The sequence below is a fragment of the Pseudomonas savastanoi genome (genome assembly GCF_020917325.1).
In the GTDB taxonomy this organism is placed as follows: domain Bacteria; phylum Pseudomonadota; class Gammaproteobacteria; order Pseudomonadales; family Pseudomonadaceae; genus Aquipseudomonas; species Aquipseudomonas amygdali.
This window is the reverse complement of record NZ_CP076652.1, coordinates 2,700,496-2,723,497: the sequence shown is the minus strand read 5'-3', so window position 1 is coordinate 2,723,497 and position 23,002 is coordinate 2,700,496. Positions and strand designations below refer to the sequence as shown.

General features: G+C 57.3%; 19 protein-coding genes. 10 read left to right on the top strand and 9 right to left on the bottom strand.

Annotated elements, in window-relative coordinates:
• Positions 1 to 6: 6 nt before the first annotated feature.
• Positions 7 to 1,107, bottom strand: a complete 1,101-nt coding sequence (locus tag KP808_RS11855; protein ID WP_058409385.1) for an ABC transporter substrate-binding protein — start codon at positions 1,105 to 1,107, stop codon at positions 7 to 9.
• Between the two features lie 554 nt (positions 1,108 to 1,661).
• Here KP808_RS11855 and KP808_RS11850 point away from each other — a divergent pair.
• Together KP808_RS11850 and KP808_RS11845 are read left to right on the top strand one after the other, a co-directional pair.
• Positions 1,662 to 3,320: a nitrite/sulfite reductase gene (locus KP808_RS11850; RefSeq protein ID WP_058401568.1), complete on the top strand. Its 1,659-nt coding sequence runs from the start codon at positions 1,662 to 1,664 to the stop codon at positions 3,318 to 3,320.
• Positions 3,304 to 3,798 (top strand): DUF934 domain-containing protein, encoded by a 495-nt coding sequence (locus KP808_RS11845; protein WP_054988720.1) that lies wholly within the window; start codon positions 3,304 to 3,306, stop codon positions 3,796 to 3,798. Before KP808_RS11850 ends, KP808_RS11845 begins: the two co-directional genes overlap by 17 nt.
• Before the next feature lie 311 nt (positions 3,799 to 4,109).
• Here the strand turns inward: KP808_RS11845 and sohB are convergent, their stop codons facing one another.
• Positions 4,110 to 5,132: a protease SohB gene (gene sohB / locus KP808_RS11840; protein ID WP_058401476.1), complete on the bottom strand. Its 1,023-nt coding sequence runs from the start codon at positions 5,130 to 5,132 to the stop codon at positions 4,110 to 4,112.
• Positions 5,133 to 5,337: 205 nt separating this feature from the next.
• On the opposite strand from sohB, the gene KP808_RS11835 reads away from it, so the two are divergent.
• The 6 genes from KP808_RS11835 (at position 5,338) to KP808_RS11810 (ending at position 10,622) form a co-directional block, all read left to right on the top strand.
• Entirely contained in the window at positions 5,338 to 6,048 is a 711-nt protein-coding gene (locus KP808_RS11835; RefSeq protein WP_122259046.1) for a histidine phosphatase family protein, read from the top strand.
• A gap of 55 nt (positions 6,049 to 6,103) precedes the next feature.
• The gene (locus tag KP808_RS11830) at positions 6,104 to 6,421 is read left to right on the top strand and encodes an SCP2 sterol-binding domain-containing protein (protein WP_055008848.1); all 318 of its coding nucleotides are present in this window, start codon (positions 6,104 to 6,106) and stop codon (positions 6,419 to 6,421) included.
• A gap of 215 nt (positions 6,422 to 6,636) precedes the next feature.
• Positions 6,637 to 7,704 (top strand): phosphotransferase family protein, encoded by a 1,068-nt coding sequence (locus KP808_RS11825; RefSeq protein ID WP_230018549.1) that lies wholly within the window; start codon positions 6,637 to 6,639, stop codon positions 7,702 to 7,704.
• Between the two features lie 27 nt (positions 7,705 to 7,731).
• Complete coding sequence (locus KP808_RS11820) at positions 7,732 to 8,499, top strand: SDR family oxidoreductase (RefSeq protein ID WP_005743582.1); 768 nt, start codon at positions 7,732 to 7,734, stop codon at positions 8,497 to 8,499.
• A 102-nt stretch (positions 8,500 to 8,601) separates the two neighbouring features.
• Positions 8,602 to 9,750 carry a Gfo/Idh/MocA family protein gene (locus KP808_RS11815; protein WP_230018547.1) on the top strand — a complete coding sequence of 383 codons (1,149 nt, stop codon included), beginning with the start codon at positions 8,602 to 8,604 and terminating at the stop codon, positions 9,748 to 9,750.
• 92 nt (positions 9,751 to 9,842) lie between these two features.
• Complete coding sequence (locus KP808_RS11810) at positions 9,843 to 10,622, top strand: TSUP family transporter (RefSeq protein ID WP_058401471.1); 780 nt, start codon at positions 9,843 to 9,845, stop codon at positions 10,620 to 10,622.
• Here KP808_RS11810 and nudC read toward each other — a convergent pair.
• Positions 10,590 to 11,426, bottom strand: coding sequence for an NAD(+) diphosphatase (gene nudC / locus KP808_RS11805; RefSeq protein ID WP_122259049.1), 837 nt, complete (start codon positions 11,424 to 11,426; stop codon positions 10,590 to 10,592). The two genes, KP808_RS11810 and nudC, sit on opposite strands and share 33 nt — an antisense overlap.
• A gap of 39 nt (positions 11,427 to 11,465) precedes the next feature.
• Positions 11,466 to 12,278, bottom strand: coding sequence for a crotonase/enoyl-CoA hydratase family protein (locus KP808_RS11800; RefSeq protein ID WP_230018545.1), 813 nt, complete (start codon positions 12,276 to 12,278; stop codon positions 11,466 to 11,468).
• 220 nt (positions 12,279 to 12,498) lie between these two features.
• Between KP808_RS11800 and KP808_RS11795 the strand changes: the two genes are divergently transcribed.
• Both KP808_RS11795 and KP808_RS11790 read left to right on the top strand, forming a co-directional pair.
• Complete coding sequence (locus KP808_RS11795) at positions 12,499 to 13,983, top strand: ATPase domain-containing protein (protein ID WP_058401468.1); 1,485 nt, start codon at positions 12,499 to 12,501, stop codon at positions 13,981 to 13,983.
• Positions 13,980 to 16,010: a hybrid sensor histidine kinase/response regulator gene (locus KP808_RS11790; protein ID WP_058407467.1), complete on the top strand. Its 2,031-nt coding sequence runs from the start codon at positions 13,980 to 13,982 to the stop codon at positions 16,008 to 16,010. The genes KP808_RS11795 and KP808_RS11790 overlap by 4 nt, the downstream gene beginning before the upstream one ends.
• Positions 16,011 to 16,079: 69 nt before the next feature.
• Here KP808_RS11790 and KP808_RS11785 read toward each other — a convergent pair whose 3' ends face one another.
• The 5 genes from KP808_RS11785 to KP808_RS11765 all read right to left on the bottom strand — a co-directional run bounded on the left by KP808_RS11785 (position 16,080) and on the right by KP808_RS11765 (position 22,771).
• A complete protein-coding gene (locus KP808_RS11785; protein ID WP_054986020.1) occupies positions 16,080 to 16,457 on the bottom strand; it encodes a response regulator in 378 nt (125 codons plus the stop codon).
• A 144-nt stretch (positions 16,458 to 16,601) separates the two neighbouring features.
• Complete coding sequence (locus KP808_RS11780; RefSeq protein ID WP_058401466.1) at positions 16,602 to 17,783, bottom strand: hybrid sensor histidine kinase/response regulator; 1,182 nt, start codon at positions 17,781 to 17,783, stop codon at positions 16,602 to 16,604.
• Positions 17,777 to 18,391, bottom strand: coding sequence for a chemotaxis protein CheB (locus KP808_RS11775; RefSeq protein WP_002553642.1), 615 nt, complete (start codon positions 18,389 to 18,391; stop codon positions 17,777 to 17,779). Before KP808_RS11775 ends, KP808_RS11780 begins: the two co-directional genes overlap by 7 nt.
• Positions 18,388 to 19,209, bottom strand: coding sequence for a CheR family methyltransferase (locus KP808_RS11770; protein ID WP_058401465.1), 822 nt, complete (start codon positions 19,207 to 19,209; stop codon positions 18,388 to 18,390). The genes KP808_RS11775 and KP808_RS11770 overlap by 4 nt, the downstream gene beginning before the upstream one ends.
• A 49-nt stretch (positions 19,210 to 19,258) precedes the next feature.
• The gene (locus tag KP808_RS11765) at positions 19,259 to 22,771 is read right to left on the bottom strand and encodes a response regulator (RefSeq protein WP_230018543.1); all 3,513 of its coding nucleotides are present in this window, start codon (positions 22,769 to 22,771) and stop codon (positions 19,259 to 19,261) included.
• Between the last annotated feature and the right edge of the window lie 231 nt (positions 22,772 to 23,002).

Genomic DNA, 23,002 nt, shown 5'->3' with positions numbered 1-23,002 from the left:
GACCGGTTATCTGCCGCCTGAGTGGTCAGGCGGCAACATGCCTTTCAGCGAAAATGGCGACGCTTCGCCAGAAGCTTCCATATTGAATGCCTGGATATCGAGCCGGTAATGCTCGTCCCGGGCGGCATCCAGAAAGCGCTGCGCATCCTGTGGCTCGACCACGTGAATCACATCAATGATTCGTGTGCCGATCTGTTGCCGGGCCTGCCATTGAGCAGTGTCATAGTGGTGCAAGAGAATGATGGCCCACCCGCCCAGGGTGAAATGCCCTGAAGCCACGACACTCAGGCTGCCATTGAGCTGAGCCCGCAGTGAAAGCGACGTGCCGTTGATCGCACTGAACAGCACGTCCTGCCCCGGCTTGCCGCCGCTCTCGCGCAATGCATCCATCGCACCGAACGCCATTTGCTCGTTGGCAGCCCACACCAGGCGTGTCTGCGGATAGCGATTGAACAGCACGCGCGCCTGCTCGAGCGCGCGATCACGGCGCCAGCCACCCAGCGCAATCTGCCGTAGATGCACCTCTGGGTGCTCTGACAGGGCACGCAGCATGCCTTTTTCACGCAACAGGGAAACGGGCGTGGTGTTGGTCCCGGAAAACGCGAGCATGTCGATGACCTGACCGTCTGCGCCAGGCGCCGCGAGACTGATAAGCCGCTTTGCCGTCAGATAGCCGCCCTGTTCATCGTTGCCCACCAGGCTGCCGATGAAGTCCGGATAACGCGATGGCAGATCACCGAGAATCCGAATCTGGTCCTCGGTCAGCGTATTGTTGACGGCAAACAGCTTGACCCCGCTGCCCACGGACATGCGCAGGACTTCAGGGGCGATATTCAACTCATTGGAAAACAACAGGTAATCCGGGCGCTCATCCCCTTGCAGCGCCGCTCGCGCCAGATCGAGCAACTTGCGGGTGTCGCGCTCGGTATAGAGTATTTTCAGTGACATGCCGGTGGTGTCGGCAGCCGTCTGCATGACCCGGGAGTAACTCTGCCAATAGCCATCGGATGGTGCGCCGGGGTTCAGAAATACCACCGAGGCGGCATGTGTCGCCCCGCCCCAGAGACAACTGCACAGTAACAGCCAGCCAGCATGTAACGCCTTCATATCAACGAACCTTGAAGCAGCAGGGATTTAGCACTACGAGCGTGTTATCGGCTGCGGCAGCAAGGTTCTGGAGACTCCGGCAGATTCTTTATCAGCCCTTCACTGGCTGCTGGCCCAGAACATCGCTGCGCCTACCGCCAGAATGACAATGAATAAAATGGCCCAGGTGTCCACGGATCTGCCTGGCTTGGCTACTTTCGGGTGCTTGCTCATCGCATCGCCTCTTGTCGGTCTTGTGGGTGATTGCACATGAATAGGAGTGTTCCGACACCTGCTCGGCATCGGTCAACGTTCAGTTAAGTCGAGTCTTGCCCACACGGCAAGCAGGGATATGCACGGACGGGGTTTTGCTTATCGCTTTTAGTGATTTGCATATATATAAACATCACTTTTATCGATATCTGCAAACTGCTATCGTCGCCTTCGCTCCCGACGGAGTGCGCGGCCGTGCGCGCAGAATTGACCAGATGAAGCAGGCTACCGCGAGTGACGGGCGTGTGCCCGGACTGACGCCACTGCCCTGCTTCATGACGAAGCCTGAGAACAGGACCTATATGTACGTATACGACGATTACGATCAGAAGATCATCGAGGACCGCGTCAAGCAGTTCCGGGATCAGACCCGACGCTACCTGGCCGGGGAACTGAGCGAAGAAGAGTTTCGACCGTTGCGCCTGCAAAACGGTCTTTATGTCCAGCGCTTCGCGCCCATGTTGCGTGTGGCGGTTCCATACGGCCAGCTGACCTCGCGTCAGGCGCGCATGATGGCCAAAATTGCCCGTGACTACGACAAGGGCTACGCGCATATCAGTACCCGCCAGAACGTACAGTTCAACTGGCCTGCGCTTGAAGATGTACCGGATATTCTCGCTGAACTGGCGACCGTGCAGATGCACGCTATCCAGACCAGTGGCAACTGCCTGCGCAACGTCACCACCGACCAGTTTGCCGGTGTGGCGGCAGACGAACTGGTAGATCCGCGCCCATGGTGCGAGATCGTCCGTCAGTGGACCACCTTCCACCCCGAATTCGCTTACCTGCCGCGCAAGTTCAAGATCGCAATCAACGGCTCGACCAGTGATCGCGCCGCCATCGAAGTGCATGACATCGGTCTTGAGCCGTTGCGCAATGAAGCCGGCGAGCTGGGTTTCCGCGTACTGGTGGGTGGCGGCCTTGGCCGTACGCCGGTTGTCGGTGCCTTCATCAATGAATTCCTGCCATGGCAGGACCTGCTGAGTTATCTCGACGCTATCCTGCGGGTCTACAACCGTTATGGCCGTCGCGACAACAAGTACAAGGCGCGGATCAAGATTCTGGTCAAGGCACTGACGCCTGAGGTTTTTGCCGCCAAGGTAGACGCCGAAATGGCTCACTTGCGTGGCGGTCAGACCACCCTGACCGAAGCCGAAGTGCAGCGCGTTTCCCGGCACTTCGTCGACCCGCAATACAAGGCTCTCAGCGACCAGCACGCCGAACTGGCAGCTCTGGACGCTCAGCACCCAGGCTTCGCTCGCTGGCGTCAACGCAATGTGCTGGCCCACAAAAAGCCTGGCTACATTGCTGTGACCCTGTCGCTCAAGCCAACCGGCGTTGCGCCGGGCGACGTGACCGACAAGCAGCTGGACGCCATCGCCGATCTGGCCGATCGCTACAGCTTTGGTCAACTGCGCACTTCCCACGAGCAGAACATCATCCTGGCTGACGTCGAGCAGGCCGAGCTGTTCAGCCTGTGGAACGAGCTGCGCGACAATGGTTTTGCCACACCGAACATTGGTCTTCTGACCGACATCATCTGCTGCCCTGGCGGTGATTTCTGCTCGCTGGCCAACGCCAAATCGATTCCGATTGCAGAATCCATCCAGCGCCGCTTCGACGATCTGGACTACCTGTTCGATATCGGCGAGCTGGACCTGAACATTTCCGGCTGCATGAACGCTTGCGGCCACCACCATGTCGGCCATATCGGCGTGCTGGGCGTGGATAAGAAAGGTGAAGAGTTCTACCAGGTCTCACTCGGCGGCAGTGCCAGCCGCGATGCGAGCCTCGGCAAGATCCTCGGCCCTTCCTTTGCCCAGGAGGCGATGCCGGACGTGATCGAGAAGCTGATTGACGTCTACGTTGAAAAACGTACCGAAGACGAGCGCTTTATCGACACCTACCAACGTATTGGCATTGACCCTTTCAAGGAGCGCGTCTATGCAGCGAATCATTAAGAACAACGAAGTCATTGATGAAACCTGGCACCTGTTGCCGAAGGAAACCACCTTTGACAGCCTGTCGAACGCTGATGACCTGATCGTGCCGCTGGCGCTTTGGCGTGAACACGCTCACGCACTCAAGGCACGTGACGGCGGCCTTGGCGTATGGCTGGACAGTGATGAAGAAGCTGAAGAGATCGGAGCAGATGTGGACCAGTTTCAGGTCATAGCCCTGAACTTTCCGGCTTTCACTGACGGTCGTAGCTTCTCGAATGCGCGCCTGTTGCGTGATCGTTTTGGCTACAAGGGCGAATTGCGCGCCATCGGCGACGTGTTGCGCGATCAGTTGTTCTACATGCGCCGCTGTGGCTTCGATGCGTTCGCGGTACGTGCCGACAAGGACCCGTACGAGGCGCTGGAAGGCCTTAAGGACTTTTCGGTCACCTATCAGGCTGCAACCGACGAGCCGCTACCGCTGTTCCGGCGCCGCTGATTCAGGCGACCTGCATTATCGTCTCTGTGCTCACTTGAGATGACTATCATGCCTGCGCTAAGCGTAGGCATGCAGTTCGTGGTTCTGTGGTGTCAGGGGATTGGCGTTCGGCTCAGATTCTCGTTCCCACGCTCCGCGTGGTAATGCCTTTCGTGACGCTCTGCGTCACACGCTTGTCCTGTGAGGTCAGGTGGATGACGATCGTGCCGACGCTCCGCGTCGGCATGCAGTTCGTGACGCTTTGCGTCACACAGCGGTTCTGTGATATCGGGTAACTTGAGGCTCGACTCAGGCCACCTTGTCATTTACACCTACCAGAACCGCTGCTGAGTCAAACGTCCCCACCACTTAGCAGCCAGTTGATCCGCCGAGGTGGCTGCAGCCATCCCCATGCGTTCCTGAAGGCTTTTGCGTTGCACGTAGTGCAGGTGGAACACGTCTGCATCCTTGGCGCGCTCGGCCAGGTACTCGTCGCTGGTCTTTAGTTCATCGACCAGCAGCTTGTCGACCGCGGCCATGCCGAGCCATACCTCGCCCGTGGCCACTTCGTCGATGGACAATTGCGGGCGGTAGCTGGCAACGAAGTTCTTGAACAGGTCGTGGGTGATGTCCAGGTCCTGCTGGAATTTCTCGCGACCCTTCTCGGTGTTTTCGCCAAACACCGTCAGGGTGCGTTTGTATTCACCCGCGGTCAGCACTTCAAAATCGATGTCGTGCTTCTTCAGCAAGCGATTGACGTTGGGCAACTGCGCAACAACGCCGATGGACCCGAGAATGGCGAACGGTGCGCTGATGATCTTGTTGCCGATGCAGGCCATCATGTACCCGCCACTGGCCGCAACCTTGTCGATGCATACGGTCAGTGGAATACCGGCCTGCCGAATGCGTGCCAGTTGCGAGGACGCCAGACCATAGCTGTGCACCATGCCGCCACCGCTTTCCAGACGCAGGACCACTTCGTCCTTGTCGGTGGCCAGCGTCAGCAGAGCGGTAATTTCATGACGCATGCTTTCAGTAGCCGAGGCCTTGATGTCCCCGTCGAAATCCAGCACATAGACACGGGCTTTTGGCTCTGCCTGCTTCTTTTCTTTTTTCAGGGCCTTGCCCTGCTCTTTGCGCAGTGCCTTGAGGCGCTCCTTGTCGAGCAAGGATTGCTCAAGCCGCTCACGCAGGCCTTTATAGAAGTCATTGAGCCGGGTGACCTGGAGCTGCCCCGCCGTTTTGCGACGTCCCTTGCCACGCATGGACGCAATGGCAACCAACACCACCACGATGGCGATTACCAGCGTCACGGTTTTAGCCAGAAAACTTGCGTAATCGACAACGAAATCCACGAATATCCCTCATTTGCGTCAGGCCCTTACCAATCAAGGGCCCCAATGAATGCAGCATACCGACGCCCTGTGCGACGCACCAGCTATCGAGCCGTTACAAACCATTAAAACGGTGATTTCAAACGAGCGTATGTTTTTTCATTGACAGTCGCCCGGCATCCCTCATAACCTCGACCCACCTTCAACGTACCGAGACGACACGGACGTGGGCAGCATCTACCTGATACGACATGGCCAGGCCTCATTTGGTGCAGACGATTACGACGTACTGTCGCCTATGGGTGTTCGTCAGTCACAGGTGCTGGGGGCTCACCTCGCGCAGTCGGGCATGACCTTTGACCGGTGTGTATCGGGTGAGCTTCTGCGCCAGAAAGACACCGCACAGCATGTGCTGGGCCAGTACACCGAAGCAGGTATCGAAACGCCTCCCGTGCAGCTCGACAGCGCTTTCGATGAATTCGACGCTGAGGGCGTGATCAGGGCGTTGATACCCGCGATGCTTGTCGATGAGCCGCAAGCGCTGGATATTCTGCGCGACGTCGCTGGCAACCCTGCAGGGTTTCACCGGTTGTTCAACCTGATCACCAAACGCTGGCTGAGTGGCGAGCACGACACGCCGGGGCTGCAAAGCTGGCAAGGTTTCGTGGACCGCGTCAAGGCAGGCCTGGACAGAATTCTTCAGGACGCAGGTCCACATGAGCGCATTGCCGTGTTCACGTCCGGCGGCACCATTACTGCCCTGCTCCACCTTGTTACCGGAATGCCTGCAGCAAAGGCACTGGAGCTGCACTGGCATATCGTCAACACTTCGCTGCATCAGCTCAAATTCAAAGGCAACGACGTTACCCTGGCTTCCTTCAACGGTTACACACACTTGCAACTGCTGAAGACGCCGGAGCTCATTACCTATCGCTGAGCCCGGCCAATCGCGTCCTTGCGGACGCAAGTACTCACCACAAAAGGATCAAGACATGACCTCAGTAGCAGACGCCGTACAAACCATGAAGAACAAGTTCAACCCGGCTGCTGCTGCCGGTCTGGACCTGGTCTTCGGTTTCAATATTACCGACGAAGACAAACACTACGCCCTGATCGTCAAGGACAGCACCTGCGAATTGCAGGAAGGCGAAAACCCGGACGCCAACGTGACCCTGGTCATGGACAGCGAAACCCTCAAGGGCATTGTCAGCGGCGAAACCGATGGCATGCAGGCGTTCATGGGCGGCAAGCTGCGCGCCGAAGGCGACATGATGCTGGCCATGAAGCTCAGCGAACTGTTCCCGGTTTAAACACCTGGCGCTTTGCAGGTAGCACCACCAAAAAACCGAAGCCCCGCCGGCTTCGGTTTTTTTGTCTGTGCCGTTCTGTACAAAGCAGCAATCAGAGCCGCTGATTGCCCGGCAACACGCTAGTCTATAACGCTGCCGCGAGCTTGCTCGCGAATTAGACGATCATTAGATTAGTCAATAGTTTTAGCTGACCATAATAAACACAAGGTATACGTATGGCACTGACTGACCAGTCCACCGGGATTCGCAGCGGCGAAGAACTGGACGCCTCCCTGATAGATCCGTACCTGAAGGCGCATCTGGCGGATCTGCATGGCACCCCGGCGATCAGTCAGTTCCCCGGAGGCGCATCGAACCTGACCTACCTGATTCAGTACCCCGAGCGCGAGTTGGTGCTGCGGCGCCCACCGTTCGGACACAAGGCGCGATCGGCACATGACATGGGTCGTGAATACCGCATTCTCAACCAGCTCAGGAATGCCTTCCCCTATTGCCCGCAAGCGTACCTGCACTGCACGGATGAGTCAGTGATCGGCTCGGAGTTTTACGTGATGCAGCGCGTCAAGGGCATCATCCTGCGCTCTGACCTGCCGCCCGAGCTGGCGCTGGATGCACGACAGACCGAAGACCTGTGCAAGAGCTTCATCAACAAACTGGTGGACTTGCACCGCGTTGACTTCCAGGCGTGCGGCCTGGGTGATCTGGGCAAGCCCCAGGGTTACGTGCAGCGGCAGATTTCGGGCTGGACCGAGCGTTATGAAAAAGCGCGAACCCCTGACGCCCCGGCATGGCAGCAGGTCCAGGCCTGGCTGGCAGACAAAATGCCCGCCGACTCGCCCATCTCCAGCATCGTGCATAACGACTATCGCTTCGACAATGTGATCCTCGATCCTGACAACCCGATGAACATCATCGGCGTGCTGGACTGGGAACTGACCACGCTCGGTGATCCGCTGATGGACCTGGGCAATACCCTCGCCTACTGGGTCCAGGCTGACGACCCGCTACCGGTTCAGTTGACGCGCCGCCAGCCGAGCAACGCCCCCGGCATGCTGACGCGCCAGGCGTTCGTCGACTATTACGCCGAGCGTTCGGGGATCCGTATCGACAATTTCGACTTCTACTACACCTACGGCCTGTTTCGTCTGGCCGGTATCGTGCAACAGATTTACTACCGGTTTTTCCATGGACAGACTCAGGACAAGCGCTTTGCCCGGTTCATTGACATGAACAGGCTGCTGGAGCAGATGAGCCTGAATGTGATCACCAAATCCAGCCTTTGACCGCTAACGCCAAGACAAGGAAACGACATGTCCAGAACCCAGCTTTTCGACCTTGATGGCAAGGTTGCTTTTGTTTCAGGTGCCAGCCGGGGAATCGGTGAAGCCATTGCCAGGCTGCTCGCTCAGCAAGGCGCACATGTTGTTGTGTCGAGCCGCAAGCTCGACGGGTGTCAGGCGGTTGCCGACGCCATCATCAGCGAGGGCGGCAAGGCAACGGCGATTGCCTGCCATATCGGCGAGATGGAGCAGATAACCAGCGTTTTCGCCCAGATTCGCGAGCAATTCGGACGCCTGGATATACTGGTCAACAACGCCGCCACCAACCCGCAGTTCTGCAATGTGCTGGACACCGACCTCAGCGCGTTTCAAAAGACCATCGACGTGAATATTCGCGGCTATTTCTTCATGTCGGTAGAAGCCGGCAAGCTGATGCGCGAAGGCGGCGGTGGCAGCATCATCAATGTTGCATCCATCAATGCGGTGTCGCCAGGTGCCTATCAAGGTGTCTATTCAATGACCAAGGCGGCGGTGGTCAACATGACCAAGGTGTTCGCCAAGGAATGCGCCGAGTTCGGAATTCGCTGCAACGCTCTGCTGCCGGGTCTCACAGATACCCGATTTGCATCGGCGCTGGTCAAGAACGATGCGATTCTCAATATGGCCCTGGCGCAGATACCGCTGAAACGCGTCGCAGCGCCCAGCGAAATGGCTGGCGCGGTCTTGTATCTGGCGAGCGCAGCATCCAGCTACACCACCGGCGTAGCGCTTAATGTAGACGGCGGATTTTTATCTTGATGGCTTGAACTGACTGCCACGCCGAAAAATGAATTAATTTTCCATATTTTAAATTTATGGAATATATTTTCCGCATAACAACAATCCTCTCTGGAGAATGTCATGCGGGAATCCCCTTCTACGTCGCAGGCGCAACTGGGCATCGGGCTGATCGGCACCGGTTTCATGGGCCGTGCCCACGCCCTGGCCTTCGGCAATGCCAATGCCGCCCTTGATCTGCCGGCACGCATTCGGCTGACCGCCCTTGCGGATGCGGACAGCGTCAGGGCCGAGCAGTGCGCCAGCGCCTGGGGCTTCGATCACAGCCACGCTGACTGGCAGCACCTGATCAGTGATCCGCAGGTGCAGATCGTGGCGATCACGACACCCAATCACCTGCACTTCCCCATGGCCATGGCCGCCATCGCTGCAGGCAAGGCGGTGTATTGCGAAAAACCGCTGGCGGTAAGCCTCGCCCAGGCCGACGAAATGCGCCGTAGCGCCAAGGCCGCCGGGGTTGTTACTCAGGTTGGCTACAACTACCAGCACAACCCGATGATCGGCCTTGCCAGGGAAATGATCGACGCGGGCGAACTGGGCGATATCGTCAGTTTTCAGGGTGAGTTCAGCGAGGACTTCATGGCTAGTCCGTCTTCCCCTTGGTCGTGGCGTTGCGAAGCGGCCCATGCGGGCGGCGCGCTGGCCGATCTGGGCAGTCACTTGCTGGCGATGGCTCGCCATTTGCTGGGCGATGTCGAAGCGGTCTGCGCAGACTCCAGCACCGTACACCGCCAACGCCCTGCGAGTAACGGAAGCCAGGAAATGCGCAGCATCGCAGTGGATGACCAGACCCACGCACTGCTGCGTTTTGCCAATGGTGCGCGCGGAACGTTCAGTAGCAGTTGGCTGAAACACGGCTACAAAAACCACCTGAGTTTCGAAATCAGCGGCACCAAGGGCACACTGGCATTCGATCAGGAGCGCCTTAACGAACTGCGCATCTATCGCACTGGCGCAGTTGGGCGCGATGGTTTTCAACGTCTTCTGGCAGGTCCTGCGCAACCCGGTTACGCGGCGTTCTGCCCGGCTCCGGGTCACCAGCTGGGTTACAACGAACTCAAGGCACTTGAGGTACAGGCACTGATTCTTGCGGTATGCGGCAAGGGCAGCCGTGGTCCGGACTTCGAAGAAGCCTGGCAGATCGAGCGTCTGGCGACTGCCATTCGCCTCGCCGCCGCCGAACAGCGCTGGGTTGCGCTCAGCGATATCTGACTTCCTGCAACGCTTGGCAAGGGGGTAGAATGCGCCACGTTCAGGCAGCCATTCTGCCCCCTCCCGCCTTTCCTATAAGCACGCTTGCCACCATGCCTTTTGAACTCAGCGTCGACCTGACCACCCTCGCCATTCTTGCTGTCGTTGCGTTCATCGCGGGTTTTATAGACGCCATCGCCGGTGGCGGCGGACTGCTTACCACACCCGCCCTGATGACGGCCGGCCTGCCGCCGCATCTGGTGCTGGGTACCAACAAGCTCAGTTCGACGTTCGGCTCGGCAACCGCCAGCTTCACATTCTATCGCCGCAAACTGTTTCACCCCAGGCAGTGGATACACGCAGTGGTTGGCACTGCGGTGGGTGCCGCAGTTGGCGCGGTCATTGCTCATTACCTGCCAGCCGAATGGCTGAACCAGATGTTGCCGGTCATTGTCTTCGGTTGCGGGCTGTACTTGCTGTTTGGCGGCACGCCCAAGGCACCATTGGACAGCAACGCGCCGATCAAAAAGAAATGGCAACTGCCACAAGGGCTGGGGCTGGGCTTCTATGACGGTGTTGCAGGGCCGGGTACCGGTGCCTTCTGGACAGTCAGCACGCTGCTGCTTTACCCGGTGGATCTGGTCAAGGCCAGCGGCGTGGCACGCAGCATGAATTTCGTCAGCAATGCCGTGGCACTTTCGGTGTTCATATTTTCCGGCCAGGTGGACTACATCATCGGCCTGAGCATGGGCCTTGCGGTAATGCTGGGTGCCTACTTCGGCGCAGGCACTGCAATCAAGGGCGGTGCCAAGTTCATCCGCCCTGTGTTCATCACCGTGGTATTGGGCCTGACCGTGCGCCTAGCCTGGCAGCACTGGTTCGGGGGCGCCTGAGCGCTCGGCCAGATACGCCTCGATAAGATAGCGGGCGATAGAGCGGTTGGCCGGTAACGGCGGCAAGTCATCGACATGAAACCAGCGTGCGTCTTCGATTTCTTCCACCTGGGGCACTATGTCACCGCTGTCATATTCGGCATGGAAGCCAAGCATCATCGAATGCGGAAACGGCCAGCACTGGCTGCCCATGTATTTCAGATTCTTGATGCGCACCTGCACTTCTTCCATCACTTCGCGGTGCACGCAGTCTTCGGCAGACTCGCCCGGCTCTACAAACCCGGCCAGCGCGCTGTACATGCCGCTGACAAAACGTGGTGAGCGGGCCAGCAGTATTTCATCACCCCGCGTGACCAGCACGATCATGCTCGGGGAAATACGCGGGTACAGACGCAGGTTGTCGTGCTCGCAGAACATCGCCCGCTCTCCACGGATCTGCACCGTCGCACGACCACAGGCCCCGCAAAAGCGATGTTCTCTGGCCCAGGTGCTGACTTGCGCGGCGTAGCCGAGCATCTGGAAGACCGCAAAATCGCCTTCCAGCATGAACTGACGCAAGCCTTGCCAGGAACAGCCCTCGACCACAACCGAGCGCTCAAGCACCAGCAGGTAGACAGGCTCACCCTCAAAATAGCCGATGCCGTGCTCGCTCTGCACTGGCAAATCCAGCCCCGCCAGCCAGCCTCTGGGGAACATGACCCCGTTGCTATCCAGCAAAAACCCCTGATCACTCTGGACCACAGCCAAACCACCATCGGCCTCGACATCCAGAACTGCAGTTGTCCAACGCTCCGGGCGCGCCATGGAAAAACTCCTTTGCTCAGACTCGAGCTCTATCATGAATCAATTATCGAAGACCGGCTTGTGCTTGTTCATCTGCGCAACCATCGCCAGCTTCAGGTCAGGTGATTGCAGCATGGCTGCGTTCCAGATGGCAACGTGTTCCAGGCCGTCCTCCACTCGGTGATCGCGCATGTAGCTGATCATTTGCTTGGTGCCTTCAATGGCGATGGGTGATTTTCCGGCTATCTCCCGGGCCACCGCGAAGACGCCCTGCAACAGACCTTCCAGGTCATCGAAGGTGCGATTGACCAGACCGATCCTCTGCGCCTCTTCAGCACCGACAGTGCGCCCGGTATAAGCCATTTCGCGCAGCACGCCATCGCCGATGATCCGCGGCAGACGTTGCAGGGTGCCTACATCCGCCGCCATGCCCATGTCGATCTCGCGAATGGCAAACTGGGCGTCGGCGGCGGCGTAACGCATGTCACAGGCCGAAATCAGGTCTATGGCACCACCCAGGCAATAGCCCTGAATGGCAGCCAGAACCGGCTTTCGGCAATTTGCCACTGCCGTGAACGAAGCCTGCATGTCACAGATCTTGCGCCTCAACAGCCGGGCATTACGGCCTGGATCCTTGCCCATCTGGTTGGCAACCGAAGCCAGCAATGCCAGATCTATACCCGACGAAAAGTGCTTACCCGCTCCGCTGAGTATTACTACCCGAACTTCGTCATTGCGCTCGATCCAGTCGAATATGCCGATTATTTCGGTCCAGAACGCCTCGTTCATTGCGTTGAGCTTTTCAGGCCGGTTGATCTGTACGTGAGCAATGCTGTCAGCCAGTTCGACCCGGAAACTTTGATAATCGGTCACGACGTGATCCTCAGGGCATGTTGAGTGTTCAGGCGCTGGACTATAACAACAGCTGCGTAATCATCGTAACCGGGCTTAAGTGACATTTGCCGGACCGTGTGCCAGCCGCTCTTCTATATTCACTGTACCCGCTACCGTTAAATAGTGTGAACGGTCAGAATGCAGGGAGGTCCAGTAATCAGTGATAGCAAAACCTATATAGGTTATTAGAGGGCGATACTTGAATACGTCAAAAGCGGCAACCGGTATTGAAGGTCTGGATGACATCCTTGCGGGTGGTCTTTCACGCAGTCATGTTTTTCTCCTTGAAGGAGAACCCGGAACCGGCAAGACAACCGTGGCACTGCAGTTTCTGCAGGCAGGCGCAGCAGCGGGTGAAATATCGCTGTACATCACCCTGTCCGAGACTGAAAGCGAGCTACGCTCGGGTGCCGCCTCACATGGCTGGGAGCTTGACGAGCAAATCAATATCTTCGAGCTGACGCCGCCTGAAAGCCTGCTTGATGCGGACCACCATCAAAGCCTGCTGTACTCCTCGGATCTGGAGCTGGGCGAAGCGACGCGGCAGATATTCGAGGTTGTCGAGCGGGTCAAACCCTCTCGCGTGGTGATCGACAGCCTCTCGGAAATTCGTCTTCTGGCTCAAAGTTCATTGCGCTACAGACGCCAGATTCTGGCGATCAAACATTACTTCACGCGTTATAACGCGACGGTATTGCTGCTCGATGACCTGACCACCGAAGCGCTGGATAAAACCGTACACAGTGTCGCCCACGGGGTTATCCGTCTCGAAGCGCTGACACCTACCTATGGTGCCGAGCGCAGACGGTTGAAGATCGTCAAATACCGCGGCCAGAAGTACCGCGGCGGTTTCCACGACTTCAACATCGCCGAGAACGGCATCCATGTATTCCCACGTCTGGTAGCGGCCGAACACCGTTCCGATTACGCCCGCACTCAGGTCAGCAGTGGCATCACGGAGCTGGACGATCTGCTGGGCGGCGGTATAGAAAGCGGCTCCAGCACGCTTATTCTAGGCCCTGCCGGGACCGGGAAATCGCTCATTTCGCTGGTTTTCGCGGTGCAGGCAGTGGCACGTGGCGAGCGCGTGGGGCTGTTCATATTCGACGAAGAAATGGGCCTGCTGTTCGAACGCATGCTCAAGCTCGGCATTGACCTGCGGGCGCTTCAGGAGACCGGCAATCTGGTGGTCGAGCAGATCGACGCGGCAGAGCTTTCTCCTGGCGAATTTGCGCATCGCGTAAGGCGTGCAGTGGACCGCAAGCAGATAAAAACAGTGATCATCGACAGCATCAATGGTTATCAGGCGGCAATGCCGGAAGAGAGCGCGCTGGTTCTGCACATGCATGAGCTTCTGCTCTACCTCAACCGCCAGGGTGCGTCGACCTTCATGACCGTTGCACAACACGGGCTGGTCGGCGACATGCGCTCACCGGTCGACATAACCTACCTTGCCGACAGCGTTATTCTGTTGCGTTACTTCGAAGCCTTGGGTCAGGTGCGTCGCGCGATATCCATCATCAAGAAGCGCACGGGCACTCACGAGTCCACTATTCGTGAATACCGCATCAGTGCCAGCGGTCTGAAGATCGGTGAGCCGCTTGAAGCCTTTCAGGGCGTACTGCGCGGGGTGCCTTCATACTTTGGCGACAAGAAACCGCTGCTTGAGGATGACGACCTGTGAGTATTCCAGGACTGTTGTCGGAGCGCGCAATCATTCTGGCGCCGAGAGGTCGAGACAGTCAGATCGCTATGCGGATCCTCGATGAGGCCGGCTACCTGGCAACGGTGGCCCAGGACTTGTTCGAACTGGTCAAAGAGTTGAGCGCGGGCGCAGGCCTGGCAATCATCGCCGATGAGGCGTTGCGTAATAGTGACATTAAACCGCTGCTGGACCTCATCGGTCGCCAGCCGGCGTGGTCGGATCTGCCTATCGTCCTGATGACTCATCATGGTGGCCCGGATCATAATCCGTCTGCACGGATGGGTAATCTGCTGGGCAATGTGACCTTTCTCGAGCGCCCCTTTCATCCTGTGACACTGGTCAGCCTGGTCGTCACGGCTGTGCGCGGTCGCAGGCGTCAGTATGAAGCGCGGGCACGCATGGAGGACCTGCACGAAAGTGAAGGCCGTCTGCAGAATGCGCTGAAGGCTGGCAGGCTGGGCTCGTGGTTGCTGGAAGCGGAATACCTCAAACTGACTTGTTCGGATATTACTAAAAGTCACTATGGCCGCAACGAGCAGGACACGTTCAATTACGAAGACTGGCTCGCCGCTGTGTATTTCGAAGATCAGCCCAGAATGCAGTCGGCGCTTCAGCGCAGCCTGGACACCGGTGTCGATCTGATCATCGAATACCGCAACGTCTGGCCGGATGGCTCACTCAGTTGGGTCGATGTGCGCGCTCGCGCCATTCGCGGCAAGAACGGTCTGGTCAGCTCTCTGGCGGGTGTGACCTCGGACATCACCGAGCGCAAGCAAGCCGAGTCGCAATTGCGACGCCTCAATGAAACACTCGAGCAACAGGTTGAAGAACGCACCTCGCAGTTACGCCATAAGGAAGACATTCTTCGTCAGTCACAGAAAATGGAAGCAGTCGGCCAATTGACCGGCGGCATTGCTCATGACTTCAACAACATGCTGACCGGTATCATCGGCAGCCTGGAATTAATAAGAAGACGGCTGGCACGGGGTAATATCGAGGACCTCAACAGCCTGATCGACCTGGGAGTGACCTCGGCGAACCGTGCCGCAGCACTTACCCACCGCCTGCTGGCATTCTCGCGGCGCCAGTCACTGGACTCCAAGCCGGTGGAGATGAACCGTCTGGTCAATGCCATGGACGAATTGCTGCAGCGCAGTGTCAACGAAAGCATACATTTGCAACTGCGCATGGCCAGCGATCTGTGGACCGCAGAAGCGGACCCAAACCAACTGGAGAGCGCCCTGCTCAACCTGGTGCTCAATGCCCGCGATGCAATGCCCGACGGCGGCACGCTGGTGGTCGAGACCTTCAATCAGCAGTTGGACAGGTCGTTTACCAATGCCCATGAGAACCTGCTGCCCGGTGATTACGTGGTGCTGAGCGTCAGTGACAATGGCTGCGGCATGCCGGAAACAGTGATCAGCCGTGCATTTGACCCGTTCTTTACAACCAAGCCTATCGGTCAGGGCACCGGCCTGGGTCTTTCAATGATCTATGGTTTCAGCAAACAGTCGCATGGTCATGTTTCAATCAAGAGTGAAGTAGGCCAAGGCACCACGGTACAGCTGTTCCTGCCGCGCTTTAAGGGGCTTGCAGATGAAGCCGAGCAGAGTTTCCAGAGCAATGCCGTTTACGCCGAAAATGGCGAAACCGTGCTGATCGTCGAAGACGACCCGGCTGTCCGGACGCTGGTCAGTGAGGTACTGAGCGAGTTGGGTTACACCTTCATCGAGGCCGGCGAAGCACTGGACGCCGTGCCGATACTGGAATCAGGCCAGCGTATTGATCTGCTGATCAGCGATGTAGGGCTGCCGGGCATGAATGGCCGGCAGCTTGCAGAAATCGCCAGGCAGCTGCGACCGGAACTCAAAGTGTTGTTCATCACCGGTTATGCAGAGCATGCCGCCGTCCGCGGAGGCTTTCTGGATAACGGTATGCAACTGATTACCAAACCCTTTGCGTTCGACCACCTGACCTCGAAAGTGCGGGAAATGATAGAAGCCTGAGAAACGCTCAGGCTGTGCATGACTCCGACCTGTAAGACGGCCTGCTCATTCGACGGTTAAAGCGCGTTGTCAGGCCAGCAGTTCCTGAATACGCGAATGCAGCGTTTCCATGGTGAACGGTTTGGCGAGAATGGGTGCCTTCAGCGCAATCGGGCTGCCCGAATCGAGTATTTCCGCCGGATAGCCGCTGATGAAGATCACTTTCAACTCCGGTCGAAGCATCACCGCAGGCTCGGCAATCTGTACACCCGAGATACCACCCGGCAGCCGATAATCGGTGATCATCAGGTCAAGGTGGGGTTTGGTCGCCAGAATCTCGAAAGCCTGCTCGCCATTCTCGGCTTTCAGGACACGATAACCCTCTCCAGACAGATAATCGGCCAGAAGCATCAGGATCAGGGGTTCGTCTTCGACGATTAGTACGACGTTTTCTGCATCAGCGCTCATTGAACTGCCTTTGATCTTATAAATAGCTGCCATTACGACCACGGCATGCATGGGAGGTTGCGCCGATGTGTGATTAAACTTGATTGCCAGTGGCTATCATCTACATCGCCAGCGGCTTTCACCTGTATCGACAGCAGCTGTCATCTATAAAGGCAGGCAGATACGAAAGACCGAACCCTTGCCCTCTTCGCTCTCTACCTCGATACGACCGCCGTGAGCCATGACGATCTGATCGGAAATGAACAGCCCCAGGCCAAGCCCGGCAACAGCATGGCTACTCGAAACCCGCTCGAATTGCTGAAAGATGCGCTTCTGGTTTTCAGCCGTGATACCGATGCCCTGATCCCGAACCTCAATGAAGGCCTCACTCTCCCTGCTGTACACATGCACTTCAATCGGTTTGCGCGCACCGTAGCGCAGTGCGTTGGTCAACAGATTGGCAACCACTTGCTCGATACGGAACTCGTCCCAGACACCGATCACCGGCTCGTCGGCAAACCGGGTGATCGTCGAATCGGCGGCGGCGATCTGTGCGGCAAAACTTTCCAGCAACTGACTGACCAGTTCGCTCAAGTCAAACGGGCTCGGCCTGATCGACAACTTGCCGGTGCGAATTCTGGAGACATCGAGCATGTCTTCGATCAGGCGGATAAGGCTCTGAATCTGCCGCTCGTCGCGGTCGACCATTGCCCGCAGCTTTTCCATGGTGAACGCCGACGCGTTGTCCTTGGCCAGGTGCAGCTTGCGCAGCTGGGTCTCCAGAATCAGACCGTTGAGCGGCGTACGCACCTCGTGGGAAACGATGGACATGAAGTCATCACGCATACGGATCGCGTGCTCCAGTTCGCCTTGGGTCGACTGCAGACGCTTGAGCAAGGCTTCCTGCTCCTGACGACTGCGCTCCAGCTCTTCGACCTGGAGTTTCATGGCCTTGCGCTGCCGGTACAGATCAACGAAAACATTGACCTTGCTCTTTACCGCATGGATATCCAGCGGCTTGTGCAGGAAGTCCACGGCACCGCTTTCATAGCCCTTGAAGGCATAATTGAGCTCGCGACCGGCAGCACTGACGAAAACGATCGGTATGCTCTTGGTTTTCTCGGTGCTGCGCATCATCTCGGCCAGCTCGAACCCGTTCATCCCAGGCATCTGGACGTCGAGGATGGCCAGGGCGAACTCGTGCTGCAACAGCAGAGACAACGCTTCGTCCGCCGAGAGCGCCTTGTAGACGAGTCGATCACCGCGCTTGATCAGCGCCTCGAGGGCCAGCAGGTTTTCCGGCAAATCATCAACGATAAGCAGTTTTGCCTGAATTTCACTTAACATGCGGTTCGTTCCAACTCGACCAGCAAGCGGCCAATATCGTTCAGGGAAAGAAGGTAATCCGGCGAGTGTAACGCCAGGCCCGCCTCGGGCATGGTCGACGCCTGGGCCTGCGAGGGGTCTTGAATCACCGTGAAACCACCATACTTCTTGATCTGCAGCAAACCTTGTGCGCCGTCATTATTGGCGCCGGTCAACAATACGCCAGCCAGTCGCGGACCGTAGGCATCCGCGGCCGAACCGAACAGAATGTCGATACTGGGCCTTGAGTAAAACACCCTGTCTTCCTGACTCAATGACAGTGAAAAGTCAGACTCCACCGAGACGTGGTAACCCGCTGGCGCAACGTACAAAGTGCCCGGCACGATATCTTCCTTGTCATCGGCTTCCTTGACCGGGATAGCCAAGCGATTCTGAAATACATGGGCCAACTGGCTGCGCCGATCATCCGGCAAATGCAACACCATCAATATAGGCAGACTGAAACCTGGCCGCAGGTTTCTGAATATTTTCAGCAGGGCCTCTACACCACCCGCTGACGCGCCTACGACAATAGCATCGACCACGGGCAACGGGCCGCAGGACAGGTCATCGTCAAAGGTGGTTCTCATAATTTCCGGTAAATCCGCTCGGGTTTCACCAGCGTCTCGAACGCCCCGCCGTACGCAGAGAAATCCAGGGTTTCCTTACTGCCCAGCGCCAGAAAGCCGCGATGACACAGCGAGTCATGAAACAACCCGAACGCCCGGTCCTGAAGTTTTTTGTTGAAGTAAATCAGCACGTTACGACAGGAAATAAATTGCGTTTCGGAGAATACACTATCTGTGGCCAGACTGTGATCGGCAAAAGTGACGTTCTCGCACAGTGTCTTGTCGAAGATCGCGTAATCGTAGGCGGACGTGTAGTAATCGGCGAAATTGCGCTGCCCTCCCGAGTTACGGTAGTTCTCGGTATAAGTGCGCAGGTTATCCATGGAAAAGATGCCCTGCTTGGCCTTTTCCAAAGAGCTGGGATTGATGTCGGTCGCATAAATGATGGTCCGCTCCAGCAGCCCCTCTTCGCGCAATAGAATCGCCGTGGAATAAACCTCCTCACCCGTACTGCAACCGGCAATCCACACCTTGATCGACGGGTAAGTGCGCAGCACCGGCACGACCTCGTTGCGGATCGCCAGAAAGTGCGAAGGGTCACGGAACATCTCACTCACCGGGATGGTGAGAATCTGCAACAGCTGCATGAACACTGCCGGGTCGTGAAGCACACGCTCCTGCAGGGCCGAGATGGTCGCGCAATCGAACTGGCGCAACGCATGGATCACGCGGCGCTTGATTGACGCACCGGAATAGTCGCGAAAATCGTAGCTGTACTGGAGGTAGATCGCCTCTATCAGCAGGCGCAGCTCGATCTCGATGCTTCGATCAAGGTGCATGATGCCATCCGTTTTTGCGCTCCGGAAAGCGCAGACATTGAGCCCTCATTCAAATGCGCTCCATCTTTGGCAGCCAGACGCGAATCAGTGAGAACAGTCGATCCAGGTCGATGGGCTTGGCCAGGTAATCGTTGGAACCTGCCTGCAGACAACGCTCCTGATCATCTTTCATGGCCTTGGCAGTAACGGCGATGATCGGCAGCTTGCGCCAGCGTGGGTCTTTGCGGATCTCGATGGTCGCTTCGTAACCGTCCATTTCAGGCATCATCACGTCCATCAGGACCAGGTCGATGTCGTCGACCTCATTGAGCTTTGCAATCGCTTCAAGACCATTGCGGGCAATTTCCACCACTGCACCCTTGTGCTCCAGAGCGCTGGTCAGGGCGAAGATGTTACGAACGTCGTCATCGACCACGAGAATCTTGCGCGCTTCAAAGACCTTGTCACGGCTGCGCGCGGTCTTGAGCATCTTTTGCCGCTCGTTGGAGAGTTGCGACTCGACCTTGTGCAGGAACAGCGTGACCTCATCCAGCAGGCGCTCAGGCGAGCGTGCGCCCTTGATGATGATAGAGCGCGAATATTTCATCAGCTCGGCTTCTTCATCGCGGGTCATGTTGCGCCCGGTATAGACAATCACTGGCGGAAAGGCGCAGATGTCTTCCGTGGACATGCGCTTGAGCAATTCATTGCCGAGCATGTCCGGCAGTTTCAAGTCGATGATCATGCAGTCGTAGACGTTATCGCGCAGCAGGTCCAGTGCCTCTTGGGCAAAACCTACCGCAGTGATTTCAATATCATCGTCGCCGATCAGGCGTGCAATGCTGTCACGTTGCAGCGCATCGTCTTCGACCAGCAGGATGCGCTTGACCTTCTGGGTCAGCTTGGCTTCCAGCTTGGCGAACACATCCTTGAGCTCTTCGCGGGTGGTCGGCTTGACGGCGTAGCCAATGGCCCCCATGTGCAGCGCAGCTTCCTGGCGATCCTCTACGGAAATCACATGCACCGGGATGTGTCGGGTAGGTGCCAGCTCCTTGAGACGCTGCAGTACAGTCAGGCCCGAGTGATCCGGCAGGCGCATGTCCAGCAGGATCGCGTCCGGCGTGTAACGTGATGCCAGGTTGAAGCCCTCATCCGCGGCATGCGCGACCAGACAGTCGTAACCCAGTTCATGGGCCAGATCGAAGAGGATCTGAGCGAAGCGCACTTCATCTTCGATGACCAGAATGCAGCGCCGCTGGAACGGTGCCTTGTCACGATCATCGGCGAACACAGCCACAGGTGTTTCCACCGGCAGCGGGGCCGACTGCTGGATGACCGGCGCGGCAGGAACCGGCAACGGTGGCGCGGGAGGCGCGAGTACAACCGCAGACTCACTGCCTGGCTCCTGAGAGCCTTGCTCGACATAGCTTTCCGGCAACACCAGACTGAAAATACTGCCCTGCCCTGGCGCGCTGGTGACACTGATGGACCCGCCCAGCAATGCCGCCAGATCACGGGAAATCGACAACCCCAGCCCGGTACCGCCATAACGCCGGTTGGTGGTGCCATCTGCCTGACGGAATGCCTCGAAAATACCCTGCTGATGCTCCTCGGCGATGCCGATGCCCGAGTCGCGCACGATAAACACGATGCCTGCGCCCGGTTGGCGCGAAACGACCATGCTGACTGCACCCGCTTCGGTGAATTTGATTGCATTGGACAGCAGGTTCTTGAGGATCTGCTCGAGACGCTGGCGATCCGTGAACAGCATGGTCGGCGCGCCTGCCTGGATGTCGACCGTGAACGCCAGCTTTTTCTCGGCGGCAAGCGGCTGGAACATGCTGCGCAGGCCCTCGACAAGACGAGATACGCTGCTGTTTTCCGGGCGCATTTCGAGCTTGCCGGCTTCGACCTTGGAAATATCCAGAATGTCGTTAATCAGATTCAACAGGTCATTACCCGCCGAATAGATCGACTCGGCAAACTTGACCTGCTCGGCGGTCAGGTTTTCGCCCGGATTTTCGGCCAGCAGCTTGGCCAGGATCAACGAGCTGTTGAGCGGCGTACGCAGCTCATGGGACATATTGGCGAGGAACTCGGACTTGTACTTGCTGGCGCGCTGCAGTTCGTCTGCCCGCGCTTGCAACTCGGCCTGAGCAATATTCAGTTCTTCATTGTTGCGATCCAGCGCATCGCGCTGATCGGCCAGTGCCTGACTTTGATCAGCCAGTTGCTCGTTGGTCTGTTCCAGCTCGGCCTGCTGAGTTTCCAGATGTGCCTGAGACTCCTTGAGAATACGCGACTGCTCTTCCAGCTCTTCGTTGGCCGTGCGTAATTCTTCCTGCTGTACCTGCAATTCTTCGTTGAGTTGCTGGGTCTCGGCCAGCACCTCTTGCAGACGCTGGCGATAACGGGCCGCTTCGATCGAGGTGCCGATGTTGTCCGCAATCAGTTCAAGAAACTCTACATCCTGCTCGGTAAGCGGGCGCAAAAAGCCCAGTTCGATCACCCCGTTGACCTGATCGTCATTGCTGGTCGGCACCACTACTATGCTGCGCGGCGAGCCTTCACCCAGACCGGAAGCCACTTTGAAGTAGTTTTCGGGCAGTTCATCCAGCGTGATGATCCGGTCCTGTTGTGCGGCCTGCCCGACAATGCCTTCATCACTGTGAATGGTCTGATCCTGCTGCTCCTGTTCGCGAGAGAAGCCGTAGGAGGCAGCACGCGTCAAGCCGCCGTGATCCTGGCGAATGTAGACAGCCGCCACTGACGCGCCCAGATACTGAGTCAGAAACTGAAGGATGTTTCGACCCAACATATTGAGTGTCAACTGCCCCAGTACCTGTTCGGCCAGTTCGCTCTGACCGTTGCGCAGCCAGGCGACTTTCTGCAGACGCTCGGCATTGATTTCCTGCAGCCTGAGGTTTTCACTGTAGGTGGCCGAAAGCGAGAGCAAATCCCGTCGCCCGATATACGCCAGGATAGCGCTGACAATGACCACGAATATCAGATACAGGCTGACGGAAAGAATGGTACTGCGCGTGACCTCTGCGTTGCGGGTCAAGCGAAGTTGCTGCTCCATTTCGACAGCCTGATCGTACTCGGTGCGGATCTGATCAGTAATTCGTTTGCCGCGTCCGGCCAGCACGGCGGTTTGATAGTCGCCGTTGTTGCGCCGTAGATTGATCATCTCCTGAGCAAACGCATTCCACTCCTGTTGCATCGTGGACAGACGCCTGAAGCGGTCCTGTTGCGTCGGGTTGTCTTCGACCAGACCCTTGAGCCCTTCCAGCTCGGCAACCAGCAAGGGTTTGGCGATTTCATAGGGGTCAAGAAAATGCTGATCCCCGGTTAGCAGAAAACCGCGCATGCCGGTTTCCATGTCTATCGACAGTTTCATCGAGCGGTTGGTGTTATTGATCACCCGGTCAGTGTGCTCGACCCACTGTATGGCCGTGAGCAGATAACTGATCAGCAAAATGAAGAAAACGGCGCTCAGTACCCCCACACCCAATGGCAAGCCGACGTTACGCCCCAGCAGTTTTCGAAAGCGTTGCTCATCGACAACAGACGTCCGATTCATGAAATATCCCTGACGAGTGGATCAAAACCGTAGAGTTTGCCGCAAAGCCACGAAAAACACTCTTATTTCTGACATAGAGGATTGAAATTTCACACATAAATCGGCGATAAGCTCACCCACATATCGCGTTCATGACGTAAAGCCGTCAATCACCCTCACAATTCGCAGTATTTGAACGTTGATTGAACTTCCACCCGGTTTTTATTTACTGATACAAGGACTGTATTAACA